This window comes from Serratia nematodiphila DZ0503SBS1 (assembly GCF_000738675.1).
Lineage (GTDB): Bacteria > Pseudomonadota > Gammaproteobacteria > Enterobacterales > Enterobacteriaceae > Serratia > Serratia nematodiphila.
On the sequence record NZ_JPUX01000001.1, the window covers coordinates 3,118,097 to 3,142,138 of the forward strand.

Sequence of the window (24,042 nt, forward strand, 5' to 3'; positions counted from 1 at the left end):
AGGCATTTTGGGACATAAAAACCGGGGATGATCCGTGTGGCCTTCGCGCCGTACGGGAGAATCGCTTTATGGATAGTCAGGTTAATCAATAACAATAATGACCACACAATTACGCTCACCCGAGCTGCTGCCTCTGAAAATCATCGCCACCGGGGCCGCGTTGCCGTCTAACCGCGTGGCGTCCTCTGCGCTCGACGCTCGGCTGGGGAAACCGGCCGGCTACGTTGAAAAACGCTCGGGCATCGTTTACCGCTATCACGCCGCCGACGATGCCAGCCAGGCCGAACTCGCCGCCGCCGCGCTGCAAGACGCGCTGGCTCGCAGCGCCCTTCCGGCAGCCTCTATCGATCTGCTGATCTCTGCCTCGGCGATTTCGGTGCAGGCGCTGCCGTGCACCGCCGCGCACATTCTCAAGGTGGCGGGGCTGGCGCCGGGCACGCCGGGCTTCGACATCAACAGCAGCTGCGTCAGCTTTATCTCTGCGCTGCAGGTGGCGGCGGGGCTGCTGAACGCCGGGACGTACCGACGCATCGCCATCGTCTCGGCCGATCTCGCTTCACGTGGCATCGACTGGCAGCACGAAGAGTCGTCGCTGATCTTCGGCGACGGCGCCGCCTGCGCCATCGTGGAGCGCGGCGACGGCGCCAGCGGCATCCTCGCCAGCCTGGTGGAGACCTATCCCGCCGGCAGCGAACTGTGCGAAATCCGCGCCGGCGGCACGCGGCGCAACCCGCGCGCCGGCATGTGCGAGCAAGACTTCCTGTTTCATATGCAGGGCAAGCCGCTGTTCCGCCAGGCGTCGGCGCTGATTGAGGGTTACCTCGATCGGCTGTTGAGCGCCAGCGGCCTGACCCTGGCGCAGATCGCCACCGTGGTGCCGCATCAGGCCAGCCATTTGTCGCTCGAACATATGCGCAAGCGGCTGCATGTCTCCAGCGAGGCGCTGGTGGATATCTATCGCCACCACGGCAACCAGGTGGCGGCGTCCATCCCGACGGCGCTGCATGCCGCCGTGACCACCGGGCGCTTCAACCCCGGCCAGCCGGTGATGCTGATCGGCACCGCCGCCGGGCTGGCGCTGGCTGGCATGGTGTTGCTGCCATGAGGGTGCTGGTGACCGGGGCGACCAGCGGGCTGGGGCGCAACGCGGCGCAGTGGCTGCTGGAGGCCGGACATCAGGTGCGCGCCACCGGCCGCGATGAACGGGCCGGCGCAGCGTTGCGTCAGCTGGGCGCCGAGTTTTGCGCGCTCGATCTGGCGCAGGCCACGCCGCAGCAGTGTCGGCAGCTCGTCGCCGACTGCGAGTGGGTGTGGCACTGTGCGGCCAAGTCTTCACCCTGGGGCGGCAAAGCGGAGTTTCACCGCATCAACGCCGCGGCGACGGACAAGCTGGCGGAGGCGGCGGGGCGCTGCGGCGTGCGGCGCTTTGTGCATATCTCCACGCCGGCAATCTACTTCGATTTTCAGCCGCATTACGATCTTGACGAAGGTTATCGTGCCCGTCGCTTCGCCAATCACTATGCCGCCAGCAAGTATGCGGCCGAACAACGCCTGTTGGCGCAGGCGAAGATCTACCCGCAAACCACCTACATTATGCTGCGGCCGCGCGGCCTGTTTGGTCCGCACGATCGGGTGATCGTGCCGCGGCTGTTGCAGCAGCTCGAACGCGATCGCGGCGTGCTGCGGCTGCCCGGCGGTGGGCAAGCGCTGCTGGACCTGACCTTCGCCCCCAACGTGGTGCACGCCATGGAGTTGGCCAGCCGGCAGCGCGGGTTGCCGTCCGGCGCCGTTTACAACATCACCAACCACCAGCCGCAGCGGCTGGCGGAGATGCTGGATGCGCTGCTGCGTCAGGAACTGGGGCTGCACTACCGGCTGCAGGCCGTGCCCTATCCGTTGCTGCATACGCTGGCCGGCGGCATGGAGCTGTGGGCGACGCTGAGCGGCAAGGAACCGCTGCTGACGCGCTACAGCGTGGCGGCGGTGCATTTTGACATGACGCTGAGCCAGACTCGTGCGATCGAAGAGCTGGGCTATCAGCCGCGTTATTCGATGGAAGAGGGCATTCGTCTGACCGGCGAGTGGCTGCGGCGGCAAGGAGGCATACAGCATGGCTAAGGTTACCGTTTTTGAAGTGGGCTATTGCACGCATATCGGCTGCATGGCGCTGCGCGGCGCCGGGTTCCGGGTGTGCAAATTCCCGGCGCGCGCCTATCTGCTGGAGGTGGGGGAGCGCCGCTGGCTGTGGGATACCGGCTACGCGCGTTATTTTCAGCAGCACACGCAGTCGGGGGTGTTCAGCCTGTATCGCCGGATGACGCCGGTCTATTTCGATCCCGCCGAGTCGTTGGCGCATCAGCTGCGCGAAGCCGGTTACGCCAAAGGGGATATTCAGGCGCTCATTGTCTCGCATTTTCACGCCGATCACATCGCCGGGCTGCAGGATTTCAGCCAACTTGACTTTATTTGCTCCGGCGAAGCCTGGCGGCAAACCCGCGGGCTGCGCGGTTTCGCGGCGCTGAAGCGCGCCTTTATTCCCGGCCTGATCCCGGCGGATTTCGAGAGCAACCTGCAGTTTATGGAAGCTTTTCCCTCGGTGGCGTTGCCTGCGCTGCTGGCGCCGTTCGAGCGCGGCTATGCGCTGCCGGGCAGCGAAGGGCAGATCGTGCTGGTGCCGCTGCCGGGGCATGCGGCCGGCCATATCGGCGCCTTTATTCTCACCGACGCCGGCTGGACGCTGTTGGCCAGCGACGCCGCCTGGTCGCCGCAGAGTTACCAGACGCTGCGCGGGCCTTCGCGCCTGGCCAATCTGGTGATGGACGACGCGGCGGCGTACATCCGCACGCTGGAGCGGCTCAACCAGCTGTGGGCGGGCGGCCAGGTCAACATTTTGCTGTGCCACGAGGGGGACCTGTGATCCCGTTCATGACCCTTTGGCACTATTTCCGCGCCCGGCGCCTGCGCTTTGGCGATCGTGCGGCGCTGGAGGCGCATCAGGCCCGGCAGCTCGCGGGCTTCGCCCGTCGGGTGCTGAGCAAGAGCCCCTATTTTCAACGCTTCAGTCGCCGGCCGTTCGCCGAATGGCCGCAGATGGACAAGGCGCTGATGATGGCGCAGTTCGACCGGATGAACACCGCCGGGCTGCAGCGCGATGCGGTGCTGGCCTGCGCGCAGCGCAGCGAGGCGGATCGCGATTTCACGCCGAAGATCGGGCGCTACAGCGTCGGATTGTCGTCCGGCACCTCCGGGCAGCGCGGCGTGTTTGTCGTCAGCCCGCGCGAACAGCAGGTGTGGGCCGGCGGCATGCTGGCGAAGATGCTGCCGGACGGTCTGTTGGCCGGCGAGCGCGTTGCGCTGTTTCTGCGGGCGGACAATAATCTCTATCACAGCGTGAACAACCGTTGGCTGAGCCTGGCGTTTTACGATCTGCTTGCACCGTTCAGCGAGCATTTGCCCGCATTGGAACGGCAGGCGCCCAGCATCATCGTGGCCCCGGCGCAGGTGCTGCGCGCCTTGGCGCTGGCGGTGCTGGCCGGGCAGGTGAAGTTGCCGGTCAAAAAAGCGATCTCGGTGGCCGAGGTGCTTGAAGAGCAGGACCGCCGCCTGCTGCTGCAGGTATTTCCGGCGGTCGGCGAAGTGTATCAGGCCACCGAAGGATTTCTTGCTGCGACCTGCGCGCACGGTACGCTGCATCTGAACGAAGAGTTTTTGCATATCGAACCGCAGTGGATCGACGAACGGCGTTTTACGCCGTTGATCACCGACTTTACCCGCAGCACGCAGCCGATCGTGCGTTATCGGCTGGATGATGTGTTGGTGCTGCGCAAGGAACCCTGCCCGTGCGGGCAGCCGACGCGGGCGATCGCCCGCATCGAGGGGCGGCGTGACGATCAGCTGATGCTGCCCGATGCGCAGCGGCAACCGCAGGCGGTGTTCGCCGATGCCTGTAGCCGAACGATCGCCAATGCGTTGCCGCTGACCAGCGATTACCGCCTGATCCAGCATGGCGAACGGCGGCTGGAGCTGATTGCCGATTGCAGCCCGGCGGCGTTGGCGCACTGTCAGGCGCAGCTGATCGCGCTGTTCGCTCGCCAGGGCATCGCCACCGAGCGCCTCGAATGGCGGCTGACGGCGCAGGCGGTGCTGCCGCAGTTCGATCGCAAGCGGCGGCGCATCGTGCGCCAGGCGGAGGAAGCATGAAAAATACGCTGTTCAGACTAGGGCACATGTTACTCGGCTGGGGGACGGTCGGGGTGGTGTATAGTCTGACCGATCGCCTGCAGGGGGCGGGAACCCTGTTGTCGCCGTCGGCGCTTGACCGGGCGATCCCGTTCAGCTCCTCGGCCATCTGGCTCTACCTGTCGTTCTTCCTCATCGTCCCGGCGGGCTATCTGCTGGCGCCGCTGCAGCGGATAAAATGGCTGACGCGGGCGATGCAGCTCACCGCGTTGGGTGCCGGGGCGGTTTACCTGCTGTGGCCGACCACCATGGCCTATCCGCAGAACGATGGCGTCGGGATCAGCGCGCAGCTGCTGGCGGCGTTAACCCAGGTGGATTCGCCGCAAAACTGTTTGCCTTCGTTGCACATGGCGCTGACGGTGCTGGCGGTGTGGGCGCTGAGCGACGGCGAGCGCAAAATGCGCACGGCGTTGTGGATGCTGTGGGGCGCGGCGATCGCATTCTCCATTCTACAACTGCGCCGCCATTTGTTTGTCGATTTGGCCGGCGGCGCGCTGCTGGCGCTGTTCGCCGGCTGGCTGGCCCTGCGTATGAACACCCTGCGCCGGCGCGTGGTTAAAGGAGAAATGGGATGAGCGATCTGGCGTTGCCGATAGTGTTCATGCTGTTCATCGTGGTGGCCGAGGCGGTGGCGCTGCAGTGGGGGCGTCGCGAGCCGGTCAACTGGCACGATCTGGTGTTCAACCTGAATTCCGGCCATATCATGCTGTGGCTGTTCCGCGGGTTGGAGATCACCTGCTACGGCTACGTGGCCGCGCATTTCAGCCTGGGGCTGCTGGATGCCTGGCCGCCGCTGCTGATGTGGCTGTTCGCTTTGCTGGCGTGGGACTTCGGTTTCTACTGGCTGCACCGTCTGCATCATCGTTTCCGCCTGCTGTGGGCGGTGCATGTGGTGCACCATCAGGGCGAGCATTTCAATCTGTCGCTGGGGGTGCGCAACTCCTGGTATTCGTCGCTGACGTCGATCCCGTTCTTTTTGCTGCTGGCGCTGGCGGGCGTGCCATTGTCGGTGTTCGTCGCGGTCTCGATTTTTCACTACAGCATTCAACTGTTTAACCACAATGCGCTGACGCCGAAGCTTGGCGTGCTGGAAAAAATCCTGGTCACGCCGGCGCATCACCGGGTGCATCACGTCAAGGACATGGCCTATTCCAATAAGAACTTCGGCGGCAGCTTTATCTTCTGGGACAAACTGTTCGGCACCTTCTGCCCGGCATTGCCGACCACGCCGTTCAGCTACGGCGTCAGCGGCGACAGGCCGTCCGCCAACCCGTTCTGGGCGAGCAATCTGCCGTTCCTGCGCTATTTCCGTCTGGCCTGGCGCCCGGCGCCGGGCCGGCCGCGCGACCGCCGTTCGGCGCTCAGCGTTTTCAGCGGCGCCATGCTGTTGTTCTCGCTGGTGGTCGGTTACGTCTACCAATACGGTTACGGCTACGGCGACATCAGCTGGCCGCAAATGGCGCTGCTGGCGCTGCTGGCGTTGGGCTCGGTGGCGCTGGGCGGCATGACGGAAGGGCGACCTTGGGCGAGCGCCGTCTGGTTGCTGGTCGCGCTGGGCATGCCGCTGCTGTTTATCGGCTATCTAGGTTGGCCGCAGCGCTATTGGCATATCGCCATGGCCGCCGTGGCGTTGCATGCCCTGTGCGTCGCATTGGGCTGGGGAAGAGTAGCCGCACCGGCCGCCGTGGAGGAACCGCATGGCTGAATCATTGCCGCCGCTGCGTTTTCCCGCCGATGGCGAACAGGCATTCCACCGCGATCTTAAGCGCGCGGCGCACGCCTGCCTGGCGGGCGATCATCTCTATGCCGATGCCGCGCGATTGGCCAAGGCTGCGCTGTTGCTGGCGCTGTGCGCCGGGTTTTACGCGCTGAGTCTGCTGCAGCACCAGCCCTGGGCGTTTTTCCTCTGCTATTTCCTGTTCGTGGCCATGGGCATGCTGCTTAACGTCAACGTCAACCATGATGCTTCGCATAACGCCTTCTTGCGCGCGCCCTGGGCGAATCGCCTGGTGGGGCGACTGGTGACGCTGCCGCTGGGCGTCGATCCGGACTACTGGCGCACGCGGCATGTGGATTACCACCACGTTTACGCCAACGTCGAACACTACGATCTGGACACCGAAGAGAACGGTTTTTTCCGCCAGACGCCGTTCCAGCGCTGGCGACCGCATATGCGTTATCAGCATCTGTACTGGCCGCTGATCGCCGCGCTCTCCTTGCCCTACATCGCGTGGATTTTCGATTGGTCCGATCGGCTCGATAAAACGCCGCTGCGGGAAAAATGCGTGCTGGCGGGATGCGGCGGTTGGGCGCTGTTCGTGCTGAGCAAGCTCGCGCATCTGGCGCTGGTGCTGGTGGCGCCGCTGGTCGTGGGCCACCTGCACGGCATCGGCTGGGGCTGGGTGTTGCTGGCTTATGCGGTCGGCCAGATGTGCGCCTCGCTGCTGGTGGTGTTCCTGCTGCTGGGCACCCACTGGGCGCAGGCCGAGTTTTACCCGGCGCCGACGGGCGACAGCATGCCGCAAGGCTGGTACCGGCACAATTTCGCCACCGCCTGCGACTGGCAACCTGAGCCGCGCTGGCTGGAGCACCTGACCGGCGGGCTGAACTATCACCTGACGCATCACCTGTTCCCCGGCTGGAATCATCGCCACTACCCGGCGTTGGCCGCGGCGCTGGCAGAGGTGGCGCAGCGGCACGGCATGGCGTACCGCTGCATCGGCTATCGCGAATTGCTGGCGCAGCAACAGCGCTTCTTGCGCCTTATGGGGCAGCCGTGAAACCGCTGCGTCCGTTAGCCTATCGGCGCGACGACAACGGGTTGCACCGCGCGCTGATGCAGGCCGCCCAGCATTATCTGACGGCCAACGGTGATCACCGTTTCGCCGACGGCGGCATGCTGGCGAAGGTCGCGCTGCTGCTGGCGCTGTGCGGCCTGTGTTACGGGCTGAGCCTGCAGCAGCATAACGGCTGGGCGTTTTTCGCCTGCTATTTCGGTTTTATCTTTATCGGCATGTTCCTGACGGTGAACGTGGTGCACGATGCTTCGCACAACGCGTTTTTCCGCCGCCCCTGGGCCAACCGCGGGCTGAACGCCCTGGTGAGCGTGCCGCTGGGGCTGGATCCTGACTGCTGGCGCGTGCGGCACGTGCTGTTCCATCATGCCCATAACAACATCGAACATTACGATCCCGACATCGACGCCAACGGCGTGCTGCGGCAAACGCCGTTCCAGCGCTGGCGGCCCTTTATGCGCGCGCAGCGTTACTATTGGCCGCTGGTGGCGGCGCTGACTTTTCCGTACTACATCTGGCTGTTCGATTGGTTGGACAGGGCGGGCCGCACCCGCGTGGCGGCGCGCATGGCGCAGCAGGGCGTGCGTGGCTGGATCGGGTTTCTGGCGGGGAAGGCGGCGCACCTGCTGCTGGCGCTGGCGATCCCGTGCTGGCTGCTGCCGCCGGCTATCGGCATCGGGCAAATCCTGCTGGTCTATTTGCTGAGCCAGATGCTTTCTTCACTGCTGTTCGTGATGCTCATCATCGGCACCCACTGGGCCAAGGCCAACTTCTACCAGGCGCCAGAACAAGGCGCAATGCCGCACGGCTGGTATCATCATGTGTTCGCCACTACCTTCGACTGGCTGACCCGGCCGCGCTGGCTGGGGTACTGGCTCGGCGGGGCGAACCTGCATTTGACGCATCATCTGTTCCCGCACTGGAGCCACCGCCATTACCCGGCGCTGAGCCGCATTATCGGCGAGGTGGCGCCGCGTTTCGGCATCGACTACCGGCTGCTTGAGCTAGAGGAGCTGTTGCGCCTGCAGCAGCGCTTCCTCAGCGCGATGGGGCGCAAGCCGCACTAGCGTTGCATGCGGGTTATGCGAGGCGTTACGCAGTTCACTAATTGAACGATATTTACCCTTCCAGTAGACTTTCTCCCGGTGAATCAATGGCCACAGGAGGTGGAGTATGCGGAGTTTACCGATTCGGTTATCCAATGAAATCGACGACAGTTTGAACGATATTGCCCGGCGTCACGGGATGGCCAAAACCGACGTCATACGCCTGGCGTTTGCTTTGATGACGATTGCCGACCGTGAGTGGATGAAACAGGATGGTTCCCGCCTCGGTATCGTGCGTGAAAGCGACGAGGGGCTGGAGGCAGTCGCCGTGGTGGTGGGGATTTTTCCATGAAGCCGCAACATGAGCGCCCGCAGCTCGATGCTGAAAGGTTGTATTTGGATCCTTCGCTGGTCTTCGACGAAATGGAGCGGCTGCGCCTGGCGCGCCAGGTATTGTGCGGGATATTTGCGGTCAGCGTGGGCGTATTCGCCGCCCACGCATATTGGGACAAAAACGAAGCGCTCGGTCAAGTGTTCGAGCTGGTGAAGATCGGCGCCTTGCCGCTGGTCACGCTGGTGGTCTCTTTTTACTTTCCCAACAGCGCGTCCAGATAAGGCGCCGCGTTAATGCGACTTCATGCCCGCCGCAGTCATCAGCAGGCGGAACAGCGAGGCGACCACGAACAGCCCCAGCACGCTGGCGCTCCAGATGATCACCAGCCAACCGATGCGTTTCCACCAGGGCGCCGGAGCGGCGGCTGCCGTTTTATCTTGCATAGCGTCCTCCCTCCTCAGTGATAGCCGTGCTCATGGCTGATCTTGCCGCGGAACACGTAGTAGCTCCAGAAGGTGTAGACCAGGATGATCGGGATGATGAACAGCGCGCCCACCAGCATAAAGCCGAGGCTCTGCGGCGGCGCGGCGGCGTCCCACAGGCTGATGGCCGGCGGGATCAGGTGCGGCCAGATGCTGATGCCAAGCCCGCTCAGGCCGAGGAACACCAGCAACAGCGTCAGCATGAACGGCGAGTAGTGCGCGCCGCGTTTTACCCCGCGGTGAATACCCCAGGCGCTGAGCAGCACCAGCAGCGGCACCGGCAGCAGCCAGAACAGGTTCGGCAGCGTAAACCAGCGGGCGGCGATTTCCGGATGCGCGATCGGCGTCCAGATACTGACTGCGGCCAGCACCAGCAACAGGATCGCCAGCAGCGGCGTCGCCAGGTAATACATGCGCGCCTGCAGATCGCCGGCGGTTTTCATCACCAACCAGGTGCAACCGAGCAGGGCGTAGGTTACCACCAGCCCCAGCCCGCAGAACAGCGCGAACGGCGTCAGCCAGTCCAGCGCGCCGCCGGCGTAGGTGCGGCCTTCGACCGGGAAACCGTTGATCACGGCGCCCACCACTACCCCCTGGCTGAAGGTGGCGAAGAGAGAGCCCCAGATGAACGCTTTATCCCAGATATGGCGCTTCTGCGGCGTCGCCTTGAAGCGAAACTCGAAGGCCACGCCGCGGAAAATCAGCCCGATCAGCATCAGCGTCAGCGGGATCGCCAGCGCGTCGAGGATCACCGAGTAGGCCAGCGGGAAGGCACCGAACAGCGCCGCACCGCCCAGCACCAGCCAGGTCTCATTGCCGTCCCACACCGGGGCGACGGTGTTCATCATCAGATCGCGATCGCCGCTCTCTTTCACCCACGGAAACAGGATGCCGATGCCCAAATCGAAACCGTCCATCACCACATACATCATGGTGCTGAACACGATGATCACAAACCAAATCAGCGGAAGATCGATACCCATGTTCAGCTCCTGTCGTCCAGAGTGTCGTTGACCGCGGACAGCGGACGCGCCGGGCGGCCCTCGGTATTGTCTTCTTGGTGCTCATGCGGCTGCGGCCCTTTGCGGATCAGGCGCATCATGTAGGAGTAGCCCACGCCGAATACCGAGCAATAGACGATGATAAACGCCAGCAGGCTGATGCTCATGTGCAGATCGCCGTGCGCGGAGACCGCATCCTTGGTGCGCAGCAGGCCATACACCACCCACGGCTGGCGGCCGATCTCGGTGGTGAACCAGCCCGCCAGCAGCGCCAGCAGTCCGGATGGGCCCATCCACAGAATGAAGTACAGGAACGGGCGCGACTGATAGAGCCCGCCGCGCCAGCGCAGCCACAGGCTCCACACCCCGGCCAGGATCATCAGCATGCCCAGCCCGACCATGATGCGGAACGACCAGAACACCACGGTGGAGTTGGGGCGATCTTCCGGCGGGAAGGATTTGAGCGCCGGCACCTGCTCGGTCAGGCTGTGCGTCAGGATCAGGCTGCCGAGATAGGGCACCTCCAGCTTGAAGCGGGTCTCTTCACGCTGCATGTCAGGCCAACCGACCAGGATCAGCGGCGTGGCTTCGCCCGGCGGGTTTTCCCAGTGGCCTTCGATGGCGGCGATCTTCGCCGGCTGATGTTTCAGCGTATTCAGGCCGTGCGCATCGCCGATCAGCGCCTGCACCGGCGCGACGATCAGCGCCATCCACATCGCCATCGACAGCATCTTGCGCATCGCCGGCGTGTCGCGGCCGCGCAGCAGGTGCCAGGCGGCCGACGCGCCGACGAAGAACGCCGAGGAGAGGAAGGCGGCGGTGGACATATGCAGCAGGCGATACGGGAAGGACGGGTTGAAGATCACCTTCAGCCAGTCGACCGGCACCACCTGGCCGTTGATGATTTCGTGTCCCTGCGGGGTCTGCATCCAGCTGTTGGAGGCCAGGATCCAGAAGGTGGAGATCAGCGTGCCGAGCGCCACCATGCAGGTGGCGAAGAAATGCAGCCCTGGGCCGACGCGGTTCCAGCCGAACAGCATCACGCCGAGGAAACCGGCTTCGAGGAAGAAGGCGGTCAGCACTTCATAAGTCAGCAGCGGCCCGGTAATGCTGCCGGCGAACTCGGAGAAGAAGCTCCAGTTGGTGCCGAACTGGTAGGCCATCACCAACCCGGAAACCACGCCCATGCCGAAGTTAACGGCGAAAATCTTTGACCAGAAATGGTAAAGCTCACGATAGGCTTCATTGTGCGTTTTCAACCATAATCCCTCCAGCACCGCCAGATAGCTGGCTAAGCCGATGGTGATGGCGGGGAAGATGATATGGAAAGACACGGTGAAGGCGAACTGTATTCTGGCGAGTTCCAGTGCATCAAGACCCAGCATGGCGCCTCCTAGGGTTGAACATAAATTAACCTCTTGAGTATAGCTGTCATTTTTATGTGAAAAGCTTGGCGTGAAGTTAATCACGAAGTACAGTGACTATAATAGTGACAGTTATTTTACTTTTTCATATAACAGTTAATGGTTATGACCCGATACGAGCAGCTTGCGCAACAGATTAGAGAACAGATCCAGAACCGGGTGTGGCGGGCGGGCGACAAGCTGCCTTCGCTGCGCGAGAGTGGCAAACGAGCCGGATTAAGCCTGATGACGGTGGTGCAGTCTTACCAACTGCTGGAGAGCCAGGGGTGGATCGTCGCCCGGCCGCAGTCGGGTTACTACGTGGCGGCGCGTCCGCAGCCGCTGCCTCAGCCTTCGCGCGGCGAAAAACTGTTGCTGAGCGAGCAGGTGGACATCAACGCCTTTATTTTTGACGTGCTGCAGGCCTGCAAGGATCCGGACATCGTGCCTTTCGGTTCGGCCTTTCCCGACGCCACGCTGTTCGCCCAGCCGAAGCTGGCGCGGGCGCTGAGCAGCGTAGCGCGCAAGTTCACGCCGCACAGTTCGCTGGCCAACCTGCCGCCGGGCAACGACGCGCTGCGGCGGCACATTGCCCAACGTTATGCGCTGAGCGGCATGCAGGTTGCGCCGGACGAAATCGTTATCACCGCCGGGGCGATGGAGTCGCTCAGCCTCAGCCTGCAGGCGGTGACCCAACCGGGCGACTATGTGGCGATCGAGTCGCCGGCGTTTTACGGCGCGCTGCAGGCGCTGGAACGGCTGCGGCTGAAGGCGGTGGCGATCGCCACCCATCCGCAGGACGGCATCGATCTGGACGCGTTGCAACAGGCGGTGGAGCAGTATCCGATCAAAGCCTGCTGGCTGATGACCCACTTCCAGAACCCGCAGGGCGCCACCCTGCCGGAGGCCAACAAACAGCGTCTGGTGGCGCTGCTGCGCGAGCGGCTGATCTCGCTGATCGAAGACGATGTCTACGGCGAGCTGTACTTCAGCGCCGAACGGCCGCTGCCGGCCAAGGCGCTCGACAGCGGCGGCCAGATCCTGCACTGCTCGTCGTTTTCCAAATGCCTGGCGCCGGGCTTTCGCGTCGGCTGGGTGGCGGCGGGGCGTTATGCGCAGCAGATCCAGCGTTTGCAGCTGATGAGCACCGTTTCCACCAGCGTGCCGACCCAGATGGCGCTGGCGGATTATCTGCTGCACGGCGGTTACGACACCCACCTGCGGCGGTTGCGCCGCCTGCTGGCCCAGCGCCAAAGCGCGATGCGTCAGGCGATTGCCCACCATTTCCCGCCGACGGTGAAGGTCAGCCAGCCCGACGGCGGTTACTTCCTGTGGCTGGAGCTGGATCCGGCGCTGTCGTCGATGGAGCTGTACCGGCGGGCCCTTTCCCGGGGTATCAGTATCGCGCCGGGGCGCATGTTTACCACCGGCGACCATTTCAACCACTGCTTCCGTCTCAACGCCTCTTTTGAATGGAATGATCGCTTTGAAGAGGCGATCAAAACCTTAGCCAAACTTATCCGGGGGCTGGCGGCGGCCGGTTGAGCCGCGTTTTTCACGCCGCTTCGCCCCAGAAAAATTCATAATGCTTTTTTCGGCAATGGAATGCCGGTTTCGTTGTTAGACAGCCCTCCAGCCGCCCATTACTCTGCGATAAATTTTGTCACATTTTTATCAACGGGTAGACGAGGGGCAGTGGGTGAGTAGAATAAAAAACAAGCTAAACAAACTGTTGCGTTATCGGTTGACGCCGCTGGCGTTGATCTGCGCGCTGGGATTGAGCGCCGGCGCGCAGGCGGAAACGCTGGCCGAAGGCATCACGCCGGCCAGCGACGCCAGCCGGGTGCCGGCCGCCGCCAAGCTGCGCAAAGACACCGTGGTGGCGGGCATCTCGGAACCGCAGGGGATTTTCAACCCGTATCTGTTCACCAACGGCTGGGACGAGAACGTGACCGACGTGATCTTCAGCCGCCTGATCGGCCTGGACAGCCAGGGCAAGCCGGAAGGGCGTCTGGCGGAGTCCTGGCAGGTCAGCCCCGATAATCTGACCTACACCATCAAGCTGCGGCCGAATCTGGTCTACAGCGACGGCTCGCCGCTGAAGGCCGACGATATCGCCTTTACCCTGACGCTGTTGCACGATCCGGCCTATGACGGCGACACTGACATCACGCCGGCGCACATTCAGGGCGGCGCCGAGTATAAAAACGGCACCGCCGCCGGCATCAGCGGCCTGAAGGTGATCGACGATCGCACCATTCAGATCGTCACCACGCAACCGGGCGCCACCACGCTGCAACTGATCGGCGGCCCGGTGCTGTCGCGGGCTTACTACGGCAAAGACTATCAGCGGGGCAAGCTCGACGGCGTGCGCGCCTTGAACGGCAAACCGCTCGGCAACGGCCCCTATATTTACGACAAGTACGTGCCGGGGCAGGAGATCCGCTTCCACGCCAACCCGAACTTCTACCTCGGTACGCCGCCGATGGCGCGCTTTATCTACCGCGTCACCAACCCGGCCACCAACTTCCAGCTGTTCCAGACCGGTGAGACCGACTACGACGCCTTTACCGCCAAGCCGGACGATATCGAACAGCTCAAGCTGCTCGGCTTCGCCAATATCAACCTTTACAGCTCAAGCGATTACAGCCGCATCGACTTCAACCTCAAGCGCCCGGCGCTGCAGGACAAACGGGTGCGCCAGGCGCTGATTTACGGCCTGAATCGGCAAAAGCTGATCGCCGTGGTGTATCAGGGTTACGGCAAAGTCGCCAACCAGCCGATTTCGCCGATCTCCTGGGCCTATGACGCGAACGGCATCAATCCTTACGCTTACGATCTCGATAAGGCCAAAAAGCTGTTGGACGAGGCCGGTTGGCAGGTGGGCGCTGACGGCATCCGGCAGAAAGACGGTAAAAAGCTGGAGCTGACGCTGCTGGTGACCAAAAAGCTGATCAACGACGCGCTGGTGCCGATCGCCAAGGATAACTACCGCCGGCTCGGCGTGGTGCTGAAACCGCAGGTATTGGATTTCAACGCGCTGCTGGCGCAGCGCAAGGCGGGCAATTACGACCTGGCGTCTCTCAGCACCAGCACGCTGAACGATCCGCACGACGGCGTACGCGATTTCATCAGCCGCGAGAGCGAGACCGGCTATCACAACCCTCAGGTGGACGGGCTGATCGCCAAAGCCAATGCCACGCTGGATATCGCGCAGCGTAAGCCGCTGTACCATCAGCTGTATCAGGCGCTGGCGGACGATCCGCCGGTGATCCTGCTCGGCAACCGCGAGATTTTGAGCGCCAGCAGCGCGCGCGTCACCGGCTTTAAACCGGATATCTACAACGGATTGGTCGGCAGCCTGCCGAACGTCAAACCGGCGCCGTAACGCCCTGACGCCGCCGCGCCATTCCGGGCGGCGGCGATGGAACCCGCGATGAGAAATTTTATCCTGCGCCGCCTGCTGCAGACGATCCCGATGCTGCTGTTGGCTTCCTTGCTGATTTTTTGCATTTTCGCCCTGGCGCCCGGCGATTTTATCGACGGCAACATCAATCTGACCGCGCAACGCGCCGCCGAGCTGCGGGCGCTGTACGGGCTGGATCAGCCGTTGTTCAGCCGCTATCTGCACTGGCTTGGCCGGCTGCTGCAGGGCGACCTCGGCTTTTCACTGCAGTACCAGATCCCGGTCAGCACGCTGCTGAACCAATACATCTGGAATTCGTTCCTGCTGGCGGCGGTGGCGATGGTGTTGTATTGGGGCATCGCGCTGGCGGTGGGGGTGATCTCGGCGATGAAACCCTATTCGCTGTTCGATCATCTGATCACCGTGGCGGTGTTCGCCGCCATGTCGTTTCCGACGTTCTTCCTGTGCCTGTTGCTGATCAAATGGTTCGCCGTCGATCTGCACTGGCTGCCGGCGGGCGGCATGCTGCGCACCGGCAGCGAGGCGAGCGGGCTGGCCTGGGCGCTGGAGGTGGCGGCGCACCTGCTGTTGCCGGTGCTGGCGCTGGTGATGTTGCAGGCCGGCAGCCTGACGCGCTATTTCCGCGCCAGCATGCTGGAGGTGATCCGCATGGACTATATTCGCACCGCGCGCGCCAAAGGGCTCAGGGAGAAAACGGTGATCCTCAAACACGCGCTGCGCAATGCGCTATTGCCGATCATCACCCTGCTGGGGTTCGAGCTGCCGGGATTGTTCTCCGGCGCGCTGATCACCGAAAAAATCTTCAACTGGCCGGGCGCCGGACACATCCATATCGATTCGCTGGCGGCGCGTGATTACCCGGTATTGATGGGGTTCACGCTGTTTCTGGCCGCCTTGACCATTCTCGGCAATCTGCTGGCGGACATTCTGTACGCCTACGCCGATCCACGCATTCGCTTGAGGTAACACGATGTTGGCTACGTTGTTTTTCGGCCGCCGTCGCCGCTGGCGCCAGGCGCAACTGCCGGCGCTGGCGCAACTGTCGCCACCGCCCGCGGCGCAGGCCTGGCGGCGGCTGCGCCGCCACCGGCCGGCGATGATTTCGCTGGCGTTGCTGGTGCTGTTGGCGTTGCTGTGCCTGATTGGGCCGTCGTTGTCGCCGTGGCGCGACGATGCCGGCGATGTGCTGAATATCAATCAGGCGCCGAGCGGCGCGCACTGGTTGGGCACCGACTTTCTCGGCCGCGATATCTGCACCCGGCTGCTGCTGGCGGGGCGGATATCGCTGACCATCGGCCTGGTGTCGATGTTGCTGTCGGTGACGCTGGGCTACGTGCTGGGGGCGCTTTCCGGTTATCTGGGCGGCGTGGCGGACCGGCTGATCATGCGCTTCGCCGATCTGCTGATGACCATTCCCGGCCTGCCGCTGTTGATCATCATGGGCGCGATGCTGACCGAACTCGACGTGTCGCCGGACTACCGCATCTACATGGTGATGATCATGCTTAGCCTGTTGGGATGGCCGTCATTGGCGCGGCTGGTGCGCGGCCAGATCCTGTCGCTGCGCGAGCGGGATTTCATGCTGGCCACCGAGGTGCTGGGTCTCTCCACTCGGCGACGCCTCTTCGGCCATCTGCTGCCCAACACCGTACCGATTCTGGTGGTGGTGGCTACCATGGCGGTGGCCAACGCCATTCTCAGCGAATCGGCGCTGAGTTACCTCGGGCTGGGCGTGGTGCCGCCGACGCCGTCGTGGGGCAACATGATGGACGCCGCCAACAGCCTGATCGACTTTCAGCGCCGGCCCTGGCTGTGGATGCCGCCCGGGCTGGCGATCTTCGTCACCGTGGTGGCGATCAATATCCTGGGCGACGGCCTGCGGGACGCGCTCGATCCGAAAATGAACGGAGTAACACGATGAGTCAACCTCTGGTGGCGTTCGACCGACTGTCGGTGTCGTTTCAGGGCGAGCAGGGGCCGGTGCGGGCGGTGCAGCAGGTCAGCCTGGAACTGCAGGCCGGGCAAACGCTGGGGATCGTCGGCGAATCGGGCTGCGGCAAAAGCGTGACCGCCATGGCGCTGATGGGGCTGTTGCCGCAGCCGCTGGCGCAGGTAGACGGCGGTGAGATTCGTTTTGAAGGGCAAAACCTGCTGTCGCTGCGGGCGGCGCAAATGGCAGATTTGCGCGGCAACCGGCTGGCGATGATCTTTCAGGAGCCGATGAGCGCGCTCAATCCGGTGCTGACGCTCGGCGAACAGCTGCTGGAGCCGCTGATTCGTCATCTGGCCCTGTCGCCAAAAGCGGCCTGGCGTCAGGCGGTGCAACTGCTGGAGGAAGTGGGGTTGGCGCGCGCGGAGGCGCTGATGCGCTGCTACCCGCACCAGCTTTCCGGCGGCATGCTGCAGCGCGTGATGATCGCCATGGCGATAGGGTGCCGGCCGGCGCTGCTGATCGCCGATGAACCGACCACGGCGCTCGACGTCACGGTACAGGCGCAAATCCTAGCGTTGCTGCGCGAGCAGAGCCGGCGACACAATATGGCGATGATCTTGATCACCCACGATCTTGGGGTGATCGCACAAATGGCGGATCGGCTGGCGGTGATGTACGCCGGGCGCGTCGTCGAGCAGGGAACGACGCGGGAAGTGCTGGCCGAACCGCGGCACCCTTATACTCAGGGGCTGATCGCCTCGCGGCCGGTGCCGGGGCAGCGGCGTCGCCGTTTGTACTCCATTCCCGGCCAGGTGCCGGATCTGGCGCGGCTGCCTGAACACTGTGCGTTTGCCGAGCGTTGCGCGCAGGCCACCGCGCGCTGCCGCGACGGCATCCCGCCGTTGTACGGGACTCAGCAGCGCCAATCCGCCTGCTTCCTCAACGCCGGAGGGCGCCTGCATGTCGACTGAACCCCTGGTGGAAGTGAAAGGATTAAAGAAATATTTCCCGCTGCGCGACGGGCTGTTCGGGCGAACCACCGGCCAACTGAAGGCGGTGGACGACGTCAGCTTCAGCATTCGCAAGGGCCGCGTTTTCGGGCTGGTGGGCGAGTCCGGCAGCGGCAAAACCACAGTCGGCCGCACGCTGCTCGGCCTGCACGATAAAACCGCCGGTGAGGTGATGTTCAAAGGGCAGGCGCTGGATAGCCTCAGCAAAGACGCGCTGCGCGCCCTGCGGCCGAAAATGCAGCTGGTGTTTCAGGATCCGTACAGCTCGCTGAATCCGCGTCTGCGCGTGGGCGACGCCATCGGCGAAGCGCTGTTGCAGCATGGCCTGGCAAGCAAGGCGGAACTGCGCGAACGGGTGCTCGATACCCTGGCGATCTGCGGGCTGTCGCCGCAGCATTACGGGCGGTTTCCACATGAGTTTTCCGGCGGCCAGCGTCAGCGCGTCGGCATCGCGCGCGCGCTGATCCTGCAACCGGAATTTATCGTCGCCGATGAACCGATATCGGCGCTCGACGTGTCGATTCAGGCGCAGATCATCAATCTGTTTTCCGATTTGCAGGAAAGGCAGGGGGTGACGCTGCTGTTTATTTCGCACGATCTCGGCGTGGTGGAGCATCTGTGCCAGGACGTGGCGGTGATGTATCTGGGGCAGATCGTCGAGAGCGCCGACCGCGATTCGCTGTTTCGCCAACCGCTGCATCCCTACACGCAGGCCTTGTTGGCGGCGGTGCCGACGCTGGATGCGCACCGTTCGCCGGCGTGGGTGGCCGGGGGAGAAGCGCCCAATCCCGCCAACCCGCCGCGCGGCTGCCGTTTCCATCCCCGCTGTCCGCTGGCCACGGCGCAATGCCGTGAACAGGCGCCGCATCTGCGCAGCGTGGCGCCCGGTCATCAGGTGGCTTGCCACCTGGTCGGTTAGCGTCAGGACAGGTAGTGCTTCAACGCGCGCCCGGCCTGGTGGATTGCCGAATGCACCGCCGGGACGTGGGCGAGCGGGTTCAACAGGCCGTAGTCGTGGATCAGGCCGTTGTAGCGGGTGGCGGTGACCTCGACGCCGGCGGCGTCAAGCAGACGCGCGTAGGCTTCGCCCTCATCGCGCAGCACGTCCAGCTCAGCGATTTGCACCAGCGCCGGCGGCAAGCCCCGCAGCTGTTCCGGCGTGGCGTTGAGCGGCGAGGCGTAGATCTCTTTGCGCTGCGCCTTATCGGGCGCATAGCTGTCCCAAAACCACTTCATCATGTTGCGGGTCAGGAAATGGCCTTCGGCTAACTGATGATAGGAATCGGTATCAAAGTGGGCGTGCGTGACGGGCCACAGCAGGATCTGGCAACGCAATGCCGGTATGCCTTTCTCTTTGGCCATCAGGCTGACCACCGCTGCCATATTGCCGCCGACGCTGTTGCCGACCACCGCCAGCCGTGAACCGTCGACGTTGATTTTTTCGCCGTACTCGGCCACCCATTCCGTGGCGGCGTAGGCCAGATTGATCGCCTGAGGATAATGCGCTTCCGGGGAGCGTGGGTAGTTGACGAATACCGCCGCCGCGCCGGAGCTGTAAACCAGATCGCGCACCAGCCGTTCATGGGTGGGAAAATCGCCCAGCACCCAACCGCCACCGTGAAAGAACATGAATACCGGCAGCTTCTCTTTGACCCTGGCCGGCCGCACCAACTGCAGCAGAATATCCTGGCCCTCAACGTGGATGGTTTTCTCGCTGATTTCCACCTCGCGCAGCGGCACCTCGACGCTGCGTTGCACGTCCTCCAAAACCTTGCGCGCTTCTTTGGGCTTCATCTGCTCCATGGGTTTACCGCCACCGGCATTCAGCGCGTCGAGAAACGCGCGGATGTCGTGTTGGGCGTGCGGCTGGCTGAGATCGACGGTTTTCTTGGGCATGGTGGCTCCTTGTGCGCAGAAGAGAAGGGGCGGTCAGGATCACAGTGTAGTCGCTGGCGTACAAAGCAGGAACCGCGGTCAGCGCGGCTCCTTTTTCGCGAGTATGGCGGGTGGCGCCTCTGCGTCGCTGCCGCGTTGCACCATGCTGGCGCGCCGCTGCACCCGATGGGGGCAAAAAGTGTGATAGCGAGCAAATTGGGGGAAATTATTTTTGCGAGCCCGATCAGAAATCCTGAAGTTTTTCGTAATTGAATAGGATTTCGCACGCAATGATGATTTTAGGCCTTATTTTTTAATTTATGCATTACCAATGCATAGAAAATGAATAAATATTCATTATAAGCCGTTGTTTTAACGTAAAAAATAGCCAAATCCGGCAAAAATCCCGTTTTGGCACGATAGCTGCTCTACACTCTTTATCAAACGACATGTATTTTAACTGCTCGTTAACATTTACTCCCCGCTCAGGGACCGGATATACGCCATAAATAGTGAAAAACCGATTTTATGTAACAGATTTGTTTCTAAATCAGCGGTAAGGGACAGCATTTTCTCCGCCGCGAAAGTCGGTTTTGAACAACGGTTTTTTTGCATTGTGGCGGTCTAACCGGGCTTGAGCGGCCCTTACAGTCAAAATTCAGCCTTTGCTGAGATTATGAGGTCACTATGGAACAGCCAATCGCAGTTACCCGCCAGTCTTTCGATGACTGGATGGTCCCGGTTTATGCCCCTGCCGATTTTATTCTGGTGCGTGGCGAAGGATCGCAGGTGTGGGATCAGCAGGGTAAGTCTTACATCGATTTCGCCGGCGGCATCGCGGTTAACGCGCTGGGCCATGCGCACCCGGCGGTCAAGGCGGCGCTGGTGGAACAGGCGGGCAAACTGTGGCATCTGGGCAATGGCTATACCAACGAACCGGTACTGCGTCTGGCCAAAAAACTGATCGACGCCACGTTCGCCGACAAGGTGTTCTTCTGTAATTCGGGTGCAGAAGCCAACGAGGCGGCGCTGAAACTGGCGCGTAAGCACGCGCACGATCAGCACGGCGCCGGTAAAGATCAGATTGTGGCGTTCAACAACGCGTTCCACGGCCGCACGCTGTTCACCGTCTCCGCCGGCGGCCAGCCGAAATATTCGCAGGATTTTGCGCCGCTGCCGGGCGGCATCACCCATACGCCGTATAACGATCTGGCCGCAGCGGCCGAGCTTATCAACGATCGCACCTGCGCGGTGATCGTCGAGCCTATTCAGGGTGAGGGCGGCGTGCTGCCGGCGGAGGCCAGTTTCCTGCAGGGGCTGCGTGAACTGTGCGATCGTCACAACGCGCTGCTGATCTTCGACGAAGTACAGACCGGCGTCGGCCGCACCGGCCATCTGTATGCCTACATGCAGTACGGCGTGGTGCCGGACGTGCTGACCACCGCCAAAGCGCTGGGCGGCGGCTTCCCGATCGGCGCGATGCTGACCACCGATGCGCTGGCGAAAACGCTGGGCGTCGGCACCCACGGCACCACCTACGGCGGCAACCCGCTGGCGACGGCGGTGGCGGGGGAAGTGTTCTCCATCATCAACACGCCGGAAGTGCTGGAAGGCGTCAAACAACGTCACCAGTGGTTCATCGACGGGTTGAACGATATCAACCGTCAGTACCCGATCTTCGCCGAGATCCGCGGCGGCGGTTTGCTGATCGGCTGCCAATTGAAGAAAGACTATGCTGGCAAAGCGAAGCAGATCACCCAACTGGCCAACGAAGAAGGCGTTATCGCGCTGATCGCCGGTCCGGACGTGGTGCGTTTCACGCCGTCGCTGATCATCCCTGAGCAGGATGTGAAAGAGGGGCTGGCGCGATTCGCGCGCGCCGTGGCGCGCATTTGCAGCTAATCAGCGGGCTGCGCCTTCACCGGCGCAGCCTGATTCAGAAGAGGTTCGCATTATGATGATTATTCGCCCTATAGAGCGTCGCGATCTGGCGGATTTACTGACGCTTGCCGGTAAATCCGGCATCGGTCTCACTTCACTGCCGCAGAATGAAGATACCTTGTCGGCGCGCATTGAGCGGGCGTTAAAAACCTGGCAAGGCGAACTTCCGCAAAGTGACCAGTGTTATTTATTCGTATTGGAAGACAGCGAGCGCCGGCAGGCGGTGGGGGTCTGCGCGATCGAAGTGGCCGTTGGCCTGGCGGAACCCTGGTACAGCTTCCGCGTCGGCACGCAGGTGCACGCCTCCAAACAGCTGAACGTCTATAAATCGGTGCCGACGCTGTTCCTCAGCAACGACCATACCGGCCATTCGGAGCTGTGTACGCTGTTCCTCGATCCGGATTATCGCCACGGCGAGAACGGCAAGCTGCTGTCGAAGGTGCGTTTCCTGTTTATCGCCGCGTTCCGTGAACGCTTCTCCCGGCGCCTGATAGCCGAGATGCGCGGTTTCTCCGATGAAAACGGCCGTTCGCCGTTCTGGGAGAGCGTCGGTCACCGTTTCTTCTCCATCGAGTTCGCCAAGGCGGACTACCTGAGCGGCACCGGGCAAAAGGCGTTTATCGCCGAGCTGATGCCGAAACATCCGTTGTATGTCGATTTCCTGGCCGAAGACGCGCAGAAAGTGATCGGTGAGGTGCACCCACAAACCCTGCCGGCGCGCCGCCTACTGGAGGCGGAAGGCCTGAGCTATCAGGGCTACGTCGATATCTTCGACGGCGGCCCGACGCTGGAAGCCGAGATCGACCACATCCGTGCGGTGAAGCAGAGCCGCCTGGTGAAAGTGGTACTGGATGACACGCCGATGCGCGCCGATGCGCCGGTGCATCTGGTGGCCAACGACAACTATCAGAACTACCGCGCACTGCTGGTCAATGCCGATCTGTATGACGACCGCCTGCATATCAACGCCGCCACCGCCGCGGCGCTGGGCGTCGAGCAGGGCAGCCCGGTGCGGGTGCTCCCCCTTATTGCACAGGAGAAAGCATGATGTCCCATCCTGCTCTGTTGATTAATGGCGTCTGGCGGCAGGGCCGCGGCGCTGAGTTCGGCAAGACCGACCCGGTCGGCAATCAGCCGCTGTGGCGCGCCAACGCCGCCGACGCCGCCGACGTCGCCGCCGCCTGCGAAGCCGCGCGCGCCGCGTTCCCCGCCTGGGCGCGCACGCCGTTCGAGCAGCGCGAACAGCTGGTGACACGCTTCGCCGCCTTGCTGGAGGAACACAAGCAGTCGCTGGCGGAAACCATCAGCCGCGAGACCGGCAAGCCGCGTTGGGAAACGCTGACCGAAATTCAGGCGATGATCGGCAAGGTGGGCATTTCGCTGCAGGCCTATCAGGCGCGCACCGGTTTTAGCCAGACGGCGATGGCCGACGGCGCTTCGGTGTTGCGCCATCGTCCGCACGGCGTGCTGGCGGTATTCGGGCCTTATAACTTCCCCGGCCATCTGCCGAACGGCCATATCGTGCCGGCGCTGTTGGCCGGTAACTGCGTGGTGTTCAAGCCGAGCGAGCTGACGCCGTTGACCGCCGAGGAGACCCTGAAACTGTGGCTGCAGGCCGGTCTGCCGGACGGGGTGATCAATCTGGTGCAGGGCGGCCGGGAAACCGGCGAAGCCTTGGCGGCCAGTGCGGATATCGACGGTCTGCTGTTTACCGGCAGCGCTGGCACCGGCTATCACCTGCATCGCCAATTGGCGGGGCAGCCGGAGAAGATCCTGGCGCTGGAGATGGGCGGCAACAATGCGCTGATCGTCGACGGTTTCGAGGATCGCGACGCGGCGGTCAACCTGGCTATCCAGTCGGCATTTATCTCCGCCGGTCAACGCTGTACCTGTTCGCGTCGCATTCTGGTGAAGCAAGGGGCGGAAGGCGATGCCTTTATCGCGCGTTTGGTTCAGGTGGCGGGCGAACTGCGCGTCGGCCGTTGGGATGCCGAACCGCAGCCGTTCATGGGCGGGGTGGTGTCGGCTGCCGCGGCGGAAAACATGCTGAAAGCGCAGCAGCGCTTGCTGGCGCTGGGTGGCAAATCGCTGCTGACCCTGCGCCTGCTGGAACCGGGCAGCTCGTTGCTCAGCCCGGGGATCATCGATCTGACTGGCGTGGCCGGCGTGCCGGACGAAGAGTATTTCGGGCCGTTGACCACCATCGTGCGTTACCGCGATTTCGACGAGGCCCTGCGGCTCGCCAACCAGACGCGCTATGGCCTGTCGGTGGGACTGGTCTCGCCGCAGCGCGAGCTGTTCGAGCGGCTGTTGCTGGAAGCGCGCGCCGGCATCGTCAACTGGAACAAGCCGCTGACCGGGGCGTCCAGCGCGGCGCCGTTCGGCGGCGTGGGGGCCTCCGGCAACCATCGCCCAAGCGCCTTCTATGCGGCGGACTATTGCGCCTGGCCGATGGCTTCGCTGGAAAGCGAAAGCCTGTCGCTGCCGGCGACGCTATCGCCGGGCTTGTCGTTCCGTTAATCGTCTGCGGCGGCGCGATGGCGCTGCCGCACGCTA

23 protein-coding genes are annotated in these 24,042 nt (G+C 63.0%); 19 read left to right on the top strand and 4 right to left on the bottom strand.

Going from position 1 to position 24,042, the window contains the following annotated elements; genetic code table 11:
• The first annotated feature begins 97 nt into the window (after positions 1–97).
• From JL05_RS14350 to JL05_RS14395, 10 genes are all read left to right on the top strand, one after another.
• Positions 98–1,105, top strand: coding sequence for a 3-oxoacyl-[acyl-carrier-protein] synthase III C-terminal domain-containing protein (locus JL05_RS14350; RefSeq protein ID WP_033632796.1), 1,008 nt, complete (start codon positions 98–100; stop codon positions 1,103–1,105).
• Positions 1,102–2,118, top strand: coding sequence for an NAD-dependent epimerase/dehydratase family protein (locus JL05_RS14355; protein ID WP_033632797.1), 1,017 nt, complete (start codon positions 1,102–1,104; stop codon positions 2,116–2,118). The genes JL05_RS14350 and JL05_RS14355 overlap by 4 nt, the downstream gene beginning before the upstream one ends.
• Positions 2,111–2,917 (top strand): MBL fold metallo-hydrolase, encoded by an 807-nt coding sequence (locus JL05_RS14360; protein ID WP_033632798.1) that lies wholly within the window; start codon positions 2,111–2,113, stop codon positions 2,915–2,917. The genes JL05_RS14355 and JL05_RS14360 overlap by 8 nt, the downstream gene beginning before the upstream one ends.
• Positions 2,914–4,200, top strand: a complete 1,287-nt coding sequence (locus tag JL05_RS14365) for a F390 synthetase-related protein (protein ID WP_033632799.1) — start codon at positions 2,914–2,916, stop codon at positions 4,198–4,200. The genes JL05_RS14360 and JL05_RS14365 overlap by 4 nt, the downstream gene beginning before the upstream one ends.
• A complete protein-coding gene (locus tag JL05_RS14370) occupies positions 4,197–4,814 on the top strand; it encodes a phosphatase PAP2 family protein (RefSeq protein WP_033632800.1) in 618 nt (205 codons plus the stop codon). Before JL05_RS14365 ends, JL05_RS14370 begins: the two co-directional genes overlap by 4 nt.
• Complete coding sequence (locus JL05_RS14375) at positions 4,811–5,944, top strand: sterol desaturase family protein (RefSeq protein WP_033632801.1); 1,134 nt, start codon at positions 4,811–4,813, stop codon at positions 5,942–5,944. Before JL05_RS14370 ends, JL05_RS14375 begins: the two co-directional genes overlap by 4 nt.
• Positions 5,937–7,019, top strand: coding sequence for a fatty acid desaturase family protein (locus JL05_RS14380; protein ID WP_033632802.1), 1,083 nt, complete (start codon positions 5,937–5,939; stop codon positions 7,017–7,019). Before JL05_RS14375 ends, JL05_RS14380 begins: the two co-directional genes overlap by 8 nt.
• Positions 7,016–8,101: an acyl-CoA desaturase gene (locus JL05_RS14385; protein WP_033632803.1), complete on the top strand. Its 1,086-nt coding sequence runs from the start codon at positions 7,016–7,018 to the stop codon at positions 8,099–8,101. Before JL05_RS14380 ends, JL05_RS14385 begins: the two co-directional genes overlap by 4 nt.
• Before the next feature lie 106 nt (positions 8,102–8,207).
• On the top strand, positions 8,208–8,432 hold the full coding sequence (locus tag JL05_RS14390; RefSeq protein WP_004934623.1) for a hypothetical protein: 225 nt from the start codon (positions 8,208–8,210) through the stop codon (positions 8,430–8,432).
• Positions 8,429–8,695 carry a hypothetical protein gene (locus tag JL05_RS14395; RefSeq protein ID WP_033632804.1) on the top strand — a complete coding sequence of 89 codons (267 nt, stop codon included), beginning with the start codon at positions 8,429–8,431 and terminating at the stop codon, positions 8,693–8,695. Before JL05_RS14390 ends, JL05_RS14395 begins: the two co-directional genes overlap by 4 nt.
• A gap of 9 nt (positions 8,696–8,704) precedes the next feature.
• Here the strand turns inward: JL05_RS14395 and JL05_RS24895 are convergent, their stop codons facing one another.
• From JL05_RS24895 to JL05_RS14405, 3 genes are read right to left on the bottom strand one after another with little or no spacing between them, the layout of a single operon-like run.
• On the bottom strand, positions 8,705–8,857 hold the full coding sequence (locus JL05_RS24895; protein WP_004934619.1) for a DUF2474 domain-containing protein: 153 nt from the start codon (positions 8,855–8,857) through the stop codon (positions 8,705–8,707).
• 14 nt (positions 8,858–8,871) lie between these two features.
• Positions 8,872–9,879: a cytochrome d ubiquinol oxidase subunit II gene (gene cydB / locus JL05_RS14400; protein WP_033632805.1), complete on the bottom strand. Its 1,008-nt coding sequence runs from the start codon at positions 9,877–9,879 to the stop codon at positions 8,872–8,874.
• A gap of 2 nt (positions 9,880–9,881) precedes the next feature.
• Complete coding sequence (locus JL05_RS14405) at positions 9,882–11,282, bottom strand: cytochrome ubiquinol oxidase subunit I (protein ID WP_004934615.1); 1,401 nt, start codon at positions 11,280–11,282, stop codon at positions 9,882–9,884.
• 144 nt (positions 11,283–11,426) lie between these two features.
• Here JL05_RS14405 and JL05_RS14410 point away from each other — a divergent pair, with 144 nt between their 5' ends.
• The 6 genes from JL05_RS14410 to JL05_RS14435 all read left to right on the top strand — a co-directional run bounded on the left by JL05_RS14410 (position 11,427) and on the right by JL05_RS14435 (position 18,589).
• Positions 11,427–12,845 carry an aminotransferase-like domain-containing protein gene (locus JL05_RS14410; RefSeq protein ID WP_033632806.1) on the top strand — a complete coding sequence of 473 codons (1,419 nt, stop codon included), beginning with the start codon at positions 11,427–11,429 and terminating at the stop codon, positions 12,843–12,845.
• Between the two features lie 187 nt (positions 12,846–13,032).
• Positions 13,033–14,688: an ABC transporter substrate-binding protein gene (locus JL05_RS14415; protein ID WP_050501248.1), complete on the top strand. Its 1,656-nt coding sequence runs from the start codon at positions 13,033–13,035 to the stop codon at positions 14,686–14,688.
• Positions 14,689–14,736: 48 nt separating this feature from the next.
• Complete coding sequence (locus JL05_RS14420; protein ID WP_004934604.1) at positions 14,737–15,693, top strand: ABC transporter permease; 957 nt, start codon at positions 14,737–14,739, stop codon at positions 15,691–15,693.
• Between the two features lie 4 nt (positions 15,694–15,697).
• Complete coding sequence (gene opp4C, locus JL05_RS14425) at positions 15,698–16,648, top strand: oligopeptide ABC transporter permease (RefSeq protein WP_004934600.1); 951 nt, start codon at positions 15,698–15,700, stop codon at positions 16,646–16,648.
• Positions 16,645–17,631, top strand: coding sequence for an ABC transporter ATP-binding protein (locus tag JL05_RS14430; protein WP_033632808.1), 987 nt, complete (start codon positions 16,645–16,647; stop codon positions 17,629–17,631). The genes opp4C and JL05_RS14430 overlap by 4 nt, the downstream gene beginning before the upstream one ends.
• The gene (locus tag JL05_RS14435) at positions 17,621–18,589 is read left to right on the top strand and encodes an ABC transporter ATP-binding protein (protein ID WP_004934594.1); all 969 of its coding nucleotides are present in this window, start codon (positions 17,621–17,623) and stop codon (positions 18,587–18,589) included. The genes JL05_RS14430 and JL05_RS14435 overlap by 11 nt, the downstream gene beginning before the upstream one ends.
• Before the next feature lie 2 nt (positions 18,590–18,591).
• Here the strand turns inward: JL05_RS14435 and JL05_RS14440 are convergent, their stop codons facing one another.
• Positions 18,592–19,566 (bottom strand): alpha/beta hydrolase, encoded by a 975-nt coding sequence (locus JL05_RS14440; protein WP_033632809.1) that lies wholly within the window; start codon positions 19,564–19,566, stop codon positions 18,592–18,594.
• A 666-nt stretch (positions 19,567–20,232) separates the two neighbouring features.
• On the opposite strand from JL05_RS14440, the gene JL05_RS14445 reads away from it, so the two are divergent.
• From JL05_RS14445 to astD, 3 genes are read left to right on the top strand one after another with little or no spacing between them, the layout of a single operon-like run.
• Positions 20,233–21,447 carry an aspartate aminotransferase family protein gene (locus JL05_RS14445; protein WP_015378175.1) on the top strand — a complete coding sequence of 405 codons (1,215 nt, stop codon included), beginning with the start codon at positions 20,233–20,235 and terminating at the stop codon, positions 21,445–21,447.
• A gap of 52 nt (positions 21,448–21,499) precedes the next feature.
• Entirely contained in the window at positions 21,500–22,534 is a 1,035-nt protein-coding gene (astA, locus tag JL05_RS14450) for an arginine N-succinyltransferase (protein ID WP_004934585.1), read from the top strand.
• Positions 22,534–24,006 (top strand): succinylglutamate-semialdehyde dehydrogenase, encoded by a 1,473-nt coding sequence (astD, locus tag JL05_RS14455; protein WP_033633638.1) that lies wholly within the window; start codon positions 22,534–22,536, stop codon positions 24,004–24,006. The genes astA and astD overlap by 1 nt, the downstream gene beginning before the upstream one ends.
• Positions 24,007–24,042: the final 36 nt, after the last annotated feature.